At 36.9% G+C, this 13354-nt stretch carries 11 protein-coding genes and 2 pseudogenes; 8 read left to right on the plus strand and 5 right to left on the minus strand.

All coding sequences use genetic code 11. The annotated features are described in order from the left end of the window. Positions 1-48: 48 nt before the first annotated feature. The 3 genes and pseudogenes from A3223_RS08900 to A3223_RS08915 all read right to left on the minus strand — a co-directional run bounded on the left by A3223_RS08900 (position 49) and on the right by A3223_RS08915 (position 2562). Positions 49-1263, minus strand: coding sequence for an ATP-binding protein (locus tag A3223_RS08900; protein WP_084109994.1), 1215 nt, complete (start codon positions 1261-1263; stop codon positions 49-51). Positions 1264-1566: 303 nt separating this feature from the next. Beyond that, positions 1567-1865, minus strand: a pseudogene (locus A3223_RS08910) (restriction endonuclease). Positions 1866-1996: 131 nt separating this feature from the next. Next, a pseudogene (locus A3223_RS08915) lies at positions 1997-2562 on the minus strand (DUF4391 domain-containing protein). 310 nt (positions 2563-2872) lie between these two features. Here A3223_RS08915 and A3223_RS08925 point away from each other — a divergent pair. Next, a complete protein-coding gene (locus A3223_RS08925) occupies positions 2873-3469 on the plus strand; it encodes an effector protein (RefSeq protein WP_084109999.1) in 597 nt (198 codons plus the stop codon). A gap of 2 nt (positions 3470-3471) precedes the next feature. On the opposite strand, the gene A3223_RS08930 is transcribed toward A3223_RS08925, so the two are convergent. Then, positions 3472-4620, minus strand: a complete 1149-nt coding sequence (locus tag A3223_RS08930) for a hypothetical protein (RefSeq protein ID WP_084110000.1) — start codon at positions 4618-4620, stop codon at positions 3472-3474. A 297-nt stretch (positions 4621-4917) separates the two neighbouring features. On the opposite strand from A3223_RS08930, the gene A3223_RS09680 reads away from it, so the two are divergent. Genes A3223_RS09680 through nrfD form a run of 7 tightly spaced genes read left to right on the plus strand, consistent with a single transcriptional unit; the run spans position 4918 to position 11133 of the window. Next, a complete protein-coding gene (locus A3223_RS09680) occupies positions 4918-5085 on the plus strand; it encodes a hypothetical protein (RefSeq protein ID WP_169748866.1) in 168 nt (55 codons plus the stop codon). Between the two features lie 9 nt (positions 5086-5094). Further along, positions 5095-5805 (plus strand): disulfide bond formation protein B, encoded by a 711-nt coding sequence (locus A3223_RS08935; RefSeq protein ID WP_084110001.1) that lies wholly within the window; start codon positions 5095-5097, stop codon positions 5803-5805. Between the two features lie 10 nt (positions 5806-5815). Then, positions 5816-6709 carry a hypothetical protein gene (locus A3223_RS08940; RefSeq protein WP_084110002.1) on the plus strand — a complete coding sequence of 298 codons (894 nt, stop codon included), beginning with the start codon at positions 5816-5818 and terminating at the stop codon, positions 6707-6709. Between the two features lie 22 nt (positions 6710-6731). Continuing rightward, a complete protein-coding gene (locus A3223_RS08945; RefSeq protein WP_084110003.1) occupies positions 6732-9023 on the plus strand; it encodes a molybdopterin-containing oxidoreductase family protein in 2292 nt (763 codons plus the stop codon). A gap of 11 nt (positions 9024-9034) precedes the next feature. Beyond that, complete coding sequence (locus A3223_RS08950; RefSeq protein WP_012140509.1) at positions 9035-9586, plus strand: 4Fe-4S dicluster domain-containing protein; 552 nt, start codon at positions 9035-9037, stop codon at positions 9584-9586. 10 nt (positions 9587-9596) lie between these two features. Then, positions 9597-10235, plus strand: coding sequence for a TorD/DmsD family molecular chaperone (locus A3223_RS08955; RefSeq protein WP_084110004.1), 639 nt, complete (start codon positions 9597-9599; stop codon positions 10233-10235). 10 nt (positions 10236-10245) lie between these two features. Next, complete coding sequence (gene nrfD, locus A3223_RS08960) at positions 10246-11133, plus strand: NrfD/PsrC family molybdoenzyme membrane anchor subunit (protein WP_084110005.1); 888 nt, start codon at positions 10246-10248, stop codon at positions 11131-11133. 188 nt (positions 11134-11321) lie between these two features. Here the strand turns inward: nrfD and A3223_RS08965 are convergent, their stop codons facing one another. Then, positions 11322-12941, minus strand: a complete 1620-nt coding sequence (locus A3223_RS08965; protein WP_084110006.1) for an AAA family ATPase — start codon at positions 12939-12941, stop codon at positions 11322-11324. Between the last annotated feature and the right edge of the window lie 413 nt (positions 12942-13354).

Consider the following 13354-nt stretch of genomic DNA (forward strand, 5'->3'; position numbering starts at 1 on the left):
GCTGTTATAGAAGACAAATTATTAGCATTGTATCTTCTTGTCCTTCTCTCATCCCATAAAACCAAACGGCAATGCAAACATATCATCATCTAGCTTCATAGCCGTATCTCCAGCATAAAAAACTATGCCTTTATCAAATTTGCTTTGTAAATTTTCTTTTAGATGGTAGATATGCTTAAAGTCATCTTTACTGATAGTTTTTGAGGACTTGACCTCTATGGCTATGAGTTTGCCTGATATCTCAAGGATAAAGTCTATCTCTTTTTGATCGCTAGTTCTGTAGTAGTATATGTTTGCTCTTTTTTTGCTATTTGTATTTGCCTTTAGTAGCTCATCAAATACAAATGTCTCATATATGGCGCCTTTATAAGGAGAATTTGCAAGATCTTGTACTGATGAAATTTGAAGTAAGTGTGCCAGCACACCTGTGTCAGTAGCAAAAATTTTAGGAGTTTTTATAAGTCTTTTTAGAGCGTTATTAAAATACGGCTGAAGCTTTTGGATCTGATAAGTATGCTCAAGCACGCTAAAATAGCTGTCAAACGTCTTATTATCAAGCCCAGACTCTAGGCATAGCTCATTTTTGTTAAAGATGTTGCCGCTTCTTAGCATACATAGGCGGTACATAGTGATAAATTTATCCATATTTCTGATGTTGCCTATCTCTTTGGCATCTGATTCTATATATGTTCTTATATATGAGCTAAACCAGAGATATTTTGATTTCTCTGAGTCTATCTTTGTGATCTCCGGGTAGCCGCCGTTTATGATCTTTTCAGATAAGCCGTCGTTGTCATACTTCTTTAGCACAAGATGGCTTATATCGCCGCTTAAAATATCTATCAAATTTTCATCACTATGGCTTAGCTCTTTTTGAGAAAGCGGATAAAGCTCTACTATGCCTATCCTGCCAGCAAGAGAGTCTGATATATCTTTAAAGCCCTTTAAATTTGCAGAGCCAGTTAATATAAACTGCCCATTTGTTCTATCCTTATCTACAAATTCTTTTATTGCTAAAAGCAGTATAGGCACTCTTTGTATCTCATCTATCACGATAGGCTTCTCGCAATGCTCTATAAAGCCTTTTGGATCGTTTCTTGCGGATTCATATATATTAATATCGTCAAGCGTTACGTAATTTGGTATATCTAAATTTAAAGCAAGGGTTGATTTGCCAACTTGTCTAGCTCCGCTTATCAAAAGCACAGGAAAGCTTTTCATATACTCTTTTATTTCGTCGCTTATGGCTCGTTTGATGTACATAGTATTTTATCCTTAAATATTTAGGAGTATAATACTATAATATATAAAATTTTACAAGGATGGTTTGGTTAAGATAATTGTATATTTAAATTTAATTCGAACTAAAACTGGTAAGATTAAGTCAGCCACTGTTATTTTTTATCACACTGAGTATTTTATTGGTAGGGTTTTAAGCAATATCACCTCAGATCTTAATATTGACAAATGGCAGTTAAATTTTCCCTCAAAAGGAGCAGCACAATAACCATTTTTGGAATATTGCACAGGCTCTTTTATACTGCGACCTAACTTCCCAATAAATTTTTACCTCATAACTTTATCCAGTAGTGATTTATAGCTATCCACTACGTCATAGACCACGCTATCGTTGCTTATAGCCTTAAAATGCTCCTTTGCGCAGTGGATTTTGGACTCTTCGACTTGGCGAAGCTGCATAGAGTTCATAGACCCTTTAGTCTCCGCGACAAAATAAATATGCTTAATATCTCCCTCATAAAATGCAATCGCCCAGTCTGGATTATATTTTCCCACAGGCGTGCTTATATAAAGCCACTTGGAAGCTTAACATAAACCGCAACGTCCTTGCTTGCATCTAGTTCCATTGCAAAATTCTTCTCATTCGTCGAGTCATATACGACATGATCGTAAAGATGTTTTTTTATTTTAACCGCATTTTTTTCAAGCTGACCTTTTATCGTAGGATCCGTAAAAACCGCGGTATCGTATTTTTCATCTAGCGCATTATAAGTAATATGCTGTATAATCGCCGTCGCTTTTTCATCATTCTTAAGAGCAGCTGCTTTTCTTTGAGAATTTTAGACTCTAACGCTAAAATTTGTCTTTGTAAAAGCTCCTTTTGCTCCAACCTAGCTACAGACTCTTTGAGGCTTTCGCCTAAAATCAAATTTTGTAATTTATCGCCAGCTATTTGACGAATAAAATTTTCATAGGCTGTGTCAAGATTTAAGCTTTCTAGCTTTAAATGCAAATCTTGCTTGTTTTTCCAGTCGGTATAGTAGTAAGAATTTACTTTAAAAGCCATATTTCCAGATATAGTGGCCTCTTTGTAGCTAATGCAAACTTTATATCTGTCTTGGTACTCTAAGATAAAACTATATGATACGGCACCAGCCTATCTATGTGGCGCAATAGCTCACCATCTAGGCTTGGGCTCTTTAAAGATACCTCAAAGACTTCGAACTCTTTTGCGAGATCGCCAGCTGCAAGATTGGTAGTAGAGGACGCGATTTTATTGCTCCAAATAATTTTATCTACTTGCTCTATGAATATTTTTTTCAAAGCAGGTGATATCTCTAAATTCTAAGTTCTATCTTACATGTTTTATAATCCATATTAGCAAGATTAATTTTAACTTTTTTATCCACAGTGAACAATTCTCTTATTAATTATAAGGTAACTAATAAATCGTGTGGTTTCTAATATACTAAAATAGACTCAAAGGTCGTTATAGCACTCAAAAAAGGATAAAGAATATAGAATAAGTTTTAGAAAATCTGATTAAAATTTTAAAGATCAATAAGATAAATTATCATAGAATAGTGAAATATCGTTTTGGATAAGTTCGAGGTGATATTTAATAGGAAACAATATGAAATTTAAAGATTTTAAAGAAAAAAACAGTAGCAACTATGACTTTTTCACAGCCGATGAGATGAGCCATAAAGAATTTGTAAAACTAAGCTTTGAAGAGTTCTTAGCTAACGACAACAGCTCCAAATGGCAGCTTAGTATAGATGACAAGAGGTTTGACTCGTTTCCAAATTTCACCCAAAAACATCAAATTTGCATATCGAATTTAGACTATGAAGATAATGTTTTTCAGTTTAGAATTTGCTCTGAAAACAACGTATCAAGCCTTGGCTACCGCATGTTTACGAGCTTTGATAGCATACATAAAGACTTTGTCACAGACGATATCAAGCACTCTGATGAAGTTATGATGGCCCTAAAGCTTGGCGAGCTTAAAGAGTTTCCTTGCATATCAAAATGCGGCTGGTGGATCAAAGATATCTGGCGAGATATGTATCCTATCTTAGACGAGACTAACAGCGAGGAATTTGTAGCTGGCATTATAAAAAACGAATTTACCAAAAAGATGACCGAGATAAATGAGTGCCTAAAAAACGCTCAAGATGGCGGCAAGCTTGACGAAATTATTGCTAAACTAAAAGATAAAATCAACTAAATTTAGAAATTTCCACCCACAGCACAAGAGCTAGCTGGATATGAAGTAAGTCCGTAGTCAGCCGACTCCACGTTATAAAAGTCCAAATTTGCACTTCGTGAGATGATATATTCAAAGCCTTTTTGATTTAGCTCGATCAAAATTTCAAGCTCCGTATCTCTTTTGCAGACTATGCTTTCAAAAAAGTGAGAGAAGAAAGAAATTTTGGTATTTTCCTTTTGCATTGAGTGATTTAGCATGAGCTCCATGTTGCTAAAAATTTTAAAGATTGTTTGATTTGTCTCAAATTTACCAAATCTAGCATAATAATTTTGCAAATTTGCGTCATTTAGTACGATGTTTTTGATGCAGTTTTTAGTGATCTGCTCGTAAATAAGACCAAAAAGCTCAATAGAGGCATTTTGATTATCCATCACTCTATTTTCGTGATTTGTGACTACTACAAAGCCATCTTTTATCTCGTATTTTTCATTTTTATAATAAAAGCTAACATTTGCCACTTCTTGCTCAAAGCGCTTTTTATAAGCAAAAGAGAGATAGTTTAAAACGCCCATTTTATCGATAATAGCTGAGCTTCTTACGCCACCATCTAGCTCGTGCTGCATGAAGTATCTTATGAAGCTACCTTGCTCTATATCAAAGCTATTTAAATACTCGATCTTATCAAGATAGATGCAGCGGTAAAGCTTTACAAATTCTGGATTTAGCCTAACATTTATCTCATCTTGTAGCTCGCCATATTTGTCGGTTTGCTCTGCATCTATAAATTCGATTATATTCATCTGCTTTTCGATCTTGTCTTTAACAAAGATCGAAATTTTCACGTCCTGCATCTCATAAAAGCACTTTATCGTATCGGTGGCACTTTTTGTGATATCTGTTTTAAATTTCTTAGCAAGCTCTGCTTTTTTAAGGGTAAGTGAAAAGTCGCCATTTTTTAGTTTATTTTGTGAGTACAAAAGATAGAGTAGCTGCTCATAGACCATGAGATGTGAGTAGGTTAAAAATGTATTATCCACCACGATGACGTAGTAGCAACGTGTTATAGAGTACCTTTTATTATTTTGCAAAAATTTATCATAAATTTTTAATTTGCTTGGGGATTTACATACCTTAAAAACATCATATGATTCCAAAAATATATTTTCCATTACCGCCCCTTTTTACCTTATGCAAAAATATTACATAACTATTCTTTAAGCCAATTTGAATTTACAAACTAATTAATAAAAATAATTCTATAAAAATTAATATTAATTTAATTAAATATAGATTAATTATATAAAATATTTTTGTATAAATCTATTTTTATTTACAAATTTTTATTTTATAAAGTAGAAATTAGCTATAAAAATATATTTTTTAAACTAAATTTAATAAATATAGTTATATTATTTTTCTCAGATAAGCATGCTTAGATTTTAAAATTTACAAATTGGGAGCTCAAAATGGAATTTCTAATTTTGACGCTATTTCTGATCAGTGGTCTTATCTTATATATAAAGCCGCAGATGAAAAAAATAGCAACGTCCTGCTTGGCTTTGGGGTGCGTAATACTGGTTGCACTAGAGTTTTACGTAAATTTATGGGTAGTCTTGCCAATAGGCAACTTTTAGGAGGGCAAGATGCAAACGAAACAAAATGAAATCCCAGCAAACGAACAAGGCTTTTTCAACCTTATGTCACTAGCCATCACCGCTCTTGTGGCACTTCCAGTTGGTATCGCCTGCTTGGTGCTTGGCTTTGGACTAGGTGATAACCCTTGCATAATGTGCTGGGCCGAGAGGATCACGATGATAGCTATCAGCCTAATAGCGCTTTTCATCATCAGGTACGGACTAAAGCCTGGCTATCTAGCAGCACTTTTACTAATGGCTTGCTGGGGCATATTTAACGGCTTTATCCACTACAGCCTAGATGGAACATTTGGTGGCTATCTTGACATCAAACAAGGTTTTGGCCTTGAAATTTTAGGTGCCCACACTCAGTTTTGGGTTATGGTTGTTGATTTTTGTGTGATCATATTTTTGGCTCTTATATTTTTGTTTAGCAAAAACTTAGGCCTTATAATGCAAAAAAGCTCAAATGGCGAATACGGCGACTTTCTAAGCTACTTGCCACTTGGCAAATTTGCAAATTTGGTCTTTATCGTGATCATACTTGCAAACTGTGTTCAAGCCTTTATAGCTTCTGGTCCACCACCATATCTAGGATCTAGCACACCACCTAGAATGAGCATCGATCCTTCAAAATGGTTCTGGGAAAAAGACCACTGGGATAGCTCACTTGACTTTAGATTTGACTGGAACCCTGAGCTTCCAGACCTAGTAAAGTAAGGAGTAAAAGATGAAAAAGATAATATTTTTTATCGCATTAGCAAGCCTTGCTTTTGGTTTTAGCTTTGACATGGATAGCAAAAATGGAGCTATCCAAAACATAAAAGAGCTAGGTCTTAAAGATACGCTCACTCTAAATTTGCAAAATGATAATGCAATAACTGGAGCTGACTACGATGAAGGCAAAAAGCAGTTCGCTCTTGTCTCAAACGACAATGAATTTTACATCGCAGATGAGAATTTAAAGCCTCTAAGTTATGCTAAGCACGACCGCCATTTTATAATGGAGATGGAAGCAACAGTCGGAGCTACTTGGTACAAAAAAGAGCTTGGCATGATAAGTTACAACAAGACTTTTGTCTTCTATGAGCCAGCTAGCAACCTTAGTAAAGATGAGCAAAATAGCCAGTGGAGGCACCTATTGGCTGGATATGACGCGTGGAAGCTAAATGACCTTGGTAACAAGGGCAGATTTTCTACCATTAGATCAAAACAGCAGTACATCTTAGGCTGGGACTACCTAGAAAGTGAGAATAAATTTTTCACAGCTAGCGTGCCAAATGACGTTAGAGACTACTGGAGTGTCGCTATATTTGACGGCGACGATAAGATGATCTTAGAAGAATTTGTACCAAAAGCTGGAGCAAATTTACAGCTAAAAGAGGGTAGAAATTTAAACAACTACTACATTACTGGCATCGACGTAGAGCCCGATGCGCTCTATCTTTTAAGCAAAAATTTCTCAACTATTTTAAAGTTAAATTTGACCACCAAAGAGATAGACGAGGCATTTAGTTTTAGTGGGGTAAATAACCCAAGAGCATTAGCGATCAAAGATAATAAATTTTACATCTTCTCACGAGAAGGCAAAGAGAATAAAGTTTTTATCTTTGAGATGAAATAGCCATCAAATTTAAGGAGAAAACATGCAAAGACGTTCTTTCCTAAAAGGCACCGGAGCAGCTCTAGCAGCAGCTGGAACAGCTCCTAGTCTATTTGGTATGGAGCAATTTGAGGTGGATTTTAACCCAAAATCCTATAAGAACGAGGAAAATGTAGAGTACCACTACCTAACCTGTCCTAGAAACTGCCGTGATGCCTGTTCGATGATCGCTGAGATCAAAGACGGCAAAATGGTAAGCATAAAAGGCGATCCAAAACACCCTCTAACGCAAGGCACAGTCTGCGTCAAGGGCCACACCTACGCCATGCACCTATATAACGCCGACCGCATCATGCACCCTATGAAAAGAGTCGGCAAAAAGGGCGAAGGAAAATGGGAAAAGATAAGCTGGGATCAAGCCTTAAAAGAGATAGCTGCAAAGCTAACTGAGATAAAAGAGAAATTTGGCGGCGAGGCTTTGACTGAGTTTGTCTACTCTGGCAACGAAGGACATATCTCGAAAACTATCGCACCGGGAAATTTCTTTGAAAAATATGGAGCCACAAGGCTTGTTAGAAACCCTTGTGACTGGCCAAGATACGCGGGTACTCCTAGCGTTATAGGTACTGACTTCTCAAAAGATGCACTTGAGATCGATGAGAGTGATATGTACATTAGCTGGGGATCAAACGAAGCTTACACAGCCGTACACTGGATAAGATTTGCTCACCGCGTTAAAAAAAGAGGCGGAAAGATCATCGTTATAAATACGATAAGAATTCCTCTTGCAAACCAAGCTGATATGTTTATCCAGCTAAAACCATCTAGTGACCCTGCATTTTGTCTAGCGGTCTGTAAATTTTTAATAGAAGAAGATCTATATGATCATGAATTTGTAGAAAAATACACAACAGGCTTTGAAGATCTAGTGCACGAGTGCTCACTCTATACCTATGGCGAGCTATCTGAGATGTGCGGAGCAAGTGTGGATCAGATAAAAGTCTTTGCTAGAGAGTACGCTCACGCAAAAGCACCAGCTATCATGCACGGCGACGGCGGACAAAGACACTTTAACGGAGCAAGACTTGTTCGTGCGGTTACATTTTTACCAGTTTTAACTGGCGCCTTGACAAAGCTTGGTGGCGGACTATTTTGGGCATATGTGCATGTAAAAGGCTGCTTTAATTTCGACAACTGTATGCCAGACCTATCTCCAAAAGATAAAGATGGCAAAAAGATAGAAAGACAGCAAGTAAGCTATATAGAATTTGGTAAAGGCATACAAAAAGAAAATCCAACATATCTTGACAAGCCTATAAACACGGTCATTAGAGCATGTATCAACTACAACTCAAATTTAATGGTAACAGCGCCAAATACAAATTTGATCAAAAAACGCATAATGGACGATGACTTCTTCTTAGTTGTCCTTGATCCATATGATATCGATACTTGCGACTATGCTGACTATGTGCTACCTGGTGTTACATTTATGGAGAGTGAGGATATCCAAAACGACCAAATTTCTGGATATGTTTGTTATAACGCTCAAAGTGTAAAACCTCTTGGCGAAGCTAAGACAAATTTAGAGTTCTTCAACGCTCTTGCAAAAGCGATGGGCTATACAGAAGAGTGCTTTAACTGGGATAGCGAAACAGTTTGCAGACGCTTTTTGGATACAGAATTTGCCAAAAAACAAAACATCACCTATGAAAAACTAAAATCAGTCGGCTGGATCAAGCCATTTAGAACGCCTGAAACGATGAAAGATCAGTTCCCGTACTACCCTTATACGCCAAAAGACAAACTAATATTTGGTACAAAGAGTGGAAAATGCGAGCTTTACTCACAAACCTTTAAAGACGCAGGATATCATCCAGTAATAGACCTTGAAACTGACTGGGACTACTATGAAAAGAGCAATAAATTTGGAAAAGACTATCTCAAAAAATATCCGCTTTATTTCATGACGCCAGGTACTCAGCTCCAAGACAACTCAAACTGGGGCAATATGCCTTATATCCTAAAAAGGGTTATCGTTAAAGGCAATGCTGAGTTATTTATGACACGTGAAGATATGGAGGCTCGCGGTATCAAAAACGGAGACACAGTTGAGGCAACAAATGAAAAGGGAACAGCCGTCTTTACAGCAGTCGAGACAAATCAAATGAACCCAGGCATAGTCTATGCGTGGAACAACATCTGGGTAAAAGTGACTAAATCAAGAACTGGGGCAAATATACTTTGCTCTGATGGCGTTAGTGACCTAGGAAATGGCTCAACCTATACAGCTAGCTTTTGTGAAGTAAAAAAAGCAGCTAAACAAGAGATGTAAAGGGGTCTAAGATGAAAAGAAAACAAGGTTTTTTATTTGATTATAACTTTTGTATAGGCTGCAAGGCTTGTGAAATTTCATGTCAAGTCTATCACAACCAAGATCCAGATATCAACTGGAGACATGTTGATGGCCTTATGATACACGAAGATGGCATAGAAAAAGAGATCTTTATAACTCACTCTTGCCATCACTGCGATGAGCCAGCCTGTATGGATGTCTGCCCAGTTGGAGCATATATCAAGCTAGAAAATGGTGTCGTACAGCCACTTCATGATAAGTGCATAGGCTGTGGATACTGCTTGATGGCTTGCCCTTATGGCTCTATCACAAAAGGCAAGGACGGTAAAGCTCAAAAGTGCAATCTCTGCGCTGAAAAACTTGAGCGTGGCGAAGAGCCAGCTTGTGTAGCAGGCTGTCCGTGTGGAGTACTAAAACTTGTTGATAGCAACGTCAGCGACAGCGCTGGTATGCAAAAAGAGATGCCAGGCTTTAAGCACTTCTTTACCAAGCCAAACATCCGCTTTTATCCAAGAATGAAGCGAAACGAATTCATACACTAAAGAGTAAAAGATGGGTAAGATCAAAGAAAAGCTTAGCGTTAGCCTTAGTGTTGAAGACTTTTTAAGGCGATTTTTCTTAGTAGAGCTTAGAGAGCAAAATTTAGATGAGCTCATAAGCCTAAGCCTTAATTTTAGTGATAAATTTAAAAATCACAACTTCATACTTTGGCTAAATAAGTGCAAAGATGATCTAAATTTGCTAGACGATCTAAGATATGAATTTAACAGGCTTTTTGTAGGGCCAAGACACCCAAAAGCTGAGCCATATGAGTCGGTTTATTTTGATTATAAAACGATGTTTGGCGAGAAGACTATGCAGGTGCGAAGCTTTTATGAAAGCTCTGGACTAAAGCTTAGTAAAGAGCAGTTTGATAAATTTCCAGATGACTTCATCGGATACGAGCTGCAATACCTTTACTTTCTAAGTTTCAATGCCTTACAAGCAGACGAAAAAGAGAAAATGGATGAAATTTTACATAAAAAATATGACTTCATCCGCACTCATCCGTTTGAGTGGTTTTATAAATTTAGCTCTCGCTGTAAGGAAGCTACAAATTTAGAAGCTTATGTGAGCTTTGCTGATTTTTTAAATTTATATCTTGAAAACGAGATAGAGCAATCAAGAGCTCTTCTAACTTTTAAGAGTTAAAGGATAGATAATGGAACAAACAACTTGGGGATGGCTCATAGTCATCTATCTATTTTTGGGCGGTTTAGGCGCCGGGGCATTTTTGTGCTCGGCTTTGGCTTATAAGGGCTTTTTGGGCTCGTTAAACGAGAGATTTTATAAATTCGGCTTTCTGCTAGCACCCGTTGCGGTAATAATAGGAACTGCGCTTTTGCTATTTGACTTGGCACCGAGCGCCGCGATAAATCCTCTTAAAATTTTACAGCTCTATACGCGCCCGGTTTCGATGATGAGCATAGGTACGTATCTACTTACGTTTTTCATCGTAGTCAGCGTTTTGGTGCTTTTGCAGATCAAAAAGAGCGGTAAAATTTGCGATATGATGCTCACGCTCGGAGCTATTTTGGCGCTTGGAGTGATGGGGTATACCGGGCTACTACTTTACGTCGTAAAGGCGATCCCGCTTTGGGCTAGCGTGTGGCTGCCGATTTTATTTACGATCTCCGCGATCTCTACGGGGCTTAGTGCAAACGCCGCCGCTACACTAAATGCAGGGCACGGGCTAAGCCACTGCGCGCATAAATTTCACGTCGTATTAGTCGCGCTTGAGATTGTTGCGGTGCTAGCGCTGTTTGCGAGCGTGAGAAGTGAGGCTGCAGGCATGGCTAGCGTAACTAAGATAGTCAGCGGCTCGCTTGCGCCGATATTTTGGATAGGCTTTGTCGTGTTTGGGCTTGCACTGCCGCTGTTAGGCGGAAGCAAATTTATGCTTCGCGGCTGCAGCGTTAACGCAGACGGCAGCGTCTGTGCGCACGGCGGCGAGGAGGTAAAAAGCTGTGTTTATAACGAATACGGCGTGCTTGTAGGCGGCTTTTGCCTAAGAGCATTTATAGTACTCGGCGCGGTATATATATTTTAGTTTCTCCCTTTTTCTGATACTTGGGTCGGATGAAAGTCCGACCTTTAAATTGTGATTTTTTCGATAGACCACCAAAAGAGACACAACATTGCATAACTCTTGACTTTAAATATTGTGGGTAAAATTTAACCACATTTGATAGATTATGATATTAAATTTGGTAGCAGACATCATAGCTCGTTAAATAGCTATTTTCTATCAAATATACAAGACTTTAATTCTTGATAAATATTCATATCTGAAGCCACTAGCTTTGATAAATTTATTTTAAAATTCTCGGGATTTATATGAGTTGAAATTGAGCAAATACTTTTGATCAGCGAAAATTGTGATTTAACATCTGAGTTTATTAAATCTGTAAAATTTTGTTTATATTTAACTTCATCAAAGTTTTTTTGATTTACTGCACAATATTTTCTCAATACCTCTTCATCAAATAGGTAGTTTTCGATTTCCCACCTTTTCATTACTCTAAATCTTGCATCCTGATTAGCTAAATACTCTTGCCTCTCTTTTTCTGATACTAGCTTTCCTGATGCCATATCTCTATCTTTAAAAACCCAAATTTCCATATTGGGAAACACCTTGCCTAATATCGCTAATGCAATGCTGCTTCTTTGATCCAACTCTGTATTTCCACCGCTAGAGACGAAAACAGTATCTGGATACTCTGCATTAAAAATATTATTTAAAACTTGAGCGTCAAGCCCTCTTTCAGAGCCATCTGGTCTGGGTTCATCTCGTCCTTCGCAATAAATAATTCTATTAGGAGCTATTAATCCAGTTAAGTCATCTAGAGCTGTACTGAAAATAGATTTCCATGTTGTTCTATTGTTTGCAACAGGGGTCAATGTTATAGCTTCTGAAGCAAATTTCATATTATCTTCAAATTGAACAACTTGGCATTTCCCAGATAGCTCTTCTTGAAATGCCCGTAAAAAACCGATACTGTGAGTCGCAATCCAAATTTGCCCTTCATCGCCTATTAGTTTTTCTATCTCAATCATTAATTTTTTTTGAATCGATGTATTAATATGTAACTCAGGCTCATCTAATAGAAAGATAGAGTTTTTATATTTCTCTCTTCTTAAAAATAAATCTAATAAAATATCAACAACTTCCTTTTCTCCGGCAGAGAGACTATCAAATGAGAATGTTATATCTGAATCTGATTTTTTAAAATTTAGCGTACCATCATTTTGTGCCACATTTCCCAAACTAACAATTTCTAAATCTAAACAGTTTTTTATAGATTGGTTTAATAAGCCTATGACTTTGATTTTAGCTTCAGATGGCTTAATATCTTCCTCTTCCATAACTTTGTTATAAAATCCCAATAATCTTCTATAATTATTCTCTACTTTGCTGTCTAAATTTAATGAACAGCTCGCTCCATCAGAATTGTTTTCAATAGGATCTGTTGCTCTAATCTCGCTAATATTTAAACTAGTGTTGTAACGATATGGACTTCTGAATGAAAAAATAATTTTCCTATTGTTCTTATAGAAATCATGATCATGATATAATTTGCTATTGTCAATGATATTGCCCTCATCATCTAAATATTCAATCGATATTAGTTTATGCGCCCATTTGTTACCTGTTCTGTAAAATATTTCCGGTATATTACCATTTCCAATTTGCCCGCTATAATCTCCTCCACATGCAATAAAAGCATCCAAAACACTACTTTTACCGCATCCATTAGTACCAACCAATGCGATTATTTTCGCTGGCTTATCGCCTAAATCTAAGGTTAGATCCTTAAATCTTTTAAAATCTTTTATATTTACCTTTGATATTTTCATATTCAGTCCATTTTAAAGAAGATATTAATTAATTTATACCAATTCTTCCCCGAAAAATAGCTTACCGCATATTACACTGCTCCGTCTGGCTCCATAGCAACCTGCGTCCAGAGAATCTTCACCAGTGATCAGGCTTTGCGGAGTCTGCTAAATTTACGATGCCGAGTGCCGATGTCTTTTTGATGAGTTTATTTTATCATCGTTTTTATAACCTTTTCGGTCTCTTTATGTCTGCATTTTGCGACTAGGCTACCTTACCTGCTTTAATCGGTGTAGAATATGCTGGCAGTTTTAGAATTTACTCTTTCATTTTTGCTCCTTCTGGTAATAACATTATAACAAAATGGACTTTAAGCAACTTGGTAAAAATTATTTGGCAGATATCAGTTCGACAATGAGCGAGAGCTTAAATA

The sequence above is a fragment of the Campylobacter concisus genome (genome assembly GCF_002092855.1).
In the GTDB taxonomy this organism is placed as follows: Bacteria; Campylobacterota; Campylobacteria; order Campylobacterales; family Campylobacteraceae; genus Campylobacter_A; species Campylobacter_A concisus_AI.

Bases quoted from the DNA above. Each gene is read 5' to 3' on its own strand.
- A3223_RS08935 (WP_084110001.1), top strand. From the start codon at position 5,095: ATGCAAACGAAACAAAATGAAATCCCAGCAAACGAACAAGGCTTTTTC.
- A3223_RS08940 (WP_084110002.1), top strand. From the start codon at position 5,816: ATGAAAAAGATAATATTTTTTATCGCATTAGCAAGCCTTGCTTTTGGT.
- nrfD (WP_084110005.1), top strand. From the start codon at position 10,246: ATGGAACAAACAACTTGGGGATGGCTCATAGTCATCTATCTATTTTTG.
- A3223_RS08950 (WP_012140509.1), top strand. From the start codon at position 9,035: ATGAAAAGAAAACAAGGTTTTTTATTTGATTATAACTTTTGTATAGGC.
- A3223_RS08925 (WP_084109999.1), top strand. From the start codon at position 2,873: ATGAAATTTAAAGATTTTAAAGAAAAAAACAGTAGCAACTATGACTTT.
- A3223_RS08930 (WP_084110000.1), bottom strand. From the start codon at position 4,620: ATGGAAAATATATTTTTGGAATCATATGATGTTTTTAAGGTATGTAAA.
- A3223_RS08965 (WP_084110006.1), bottom strand. From the start codon at position 12,941: ATGAAAATATCAAAGGTAAATATAAAAGATTTTAAAAGATTTAAGGAT.
- A3223_RS08945 (WP_084110003.1), top strand. From the start codon at position 6,732: ATGCAAAGACGTTCTTTCCTAAAAGGCACCGGAGCAGCTCTAGCAGCA.
- A3223_RS09680 (WP_169748866.1), top strand. From the start codon at position 4,918: ATGGAATTTCTAATTTTGACGCTATTTCTGATCAGTGGTCTTATCTTA.
- A3223_RS08900 (WP_084109994.1), bottom strand. From the start codon at position 1,263: ATGTACATCAAACGAGCCATAAGCGACGAAATAAAAGAGTATATGAAA.
- A3223_RS08955 (WP_084110004.1), top strand. From the start codon at position 9,597: ATGGGTAAGATCAAAGAAAAGCTTAGCGTTAGCCTTAGTGTTGAAGAC.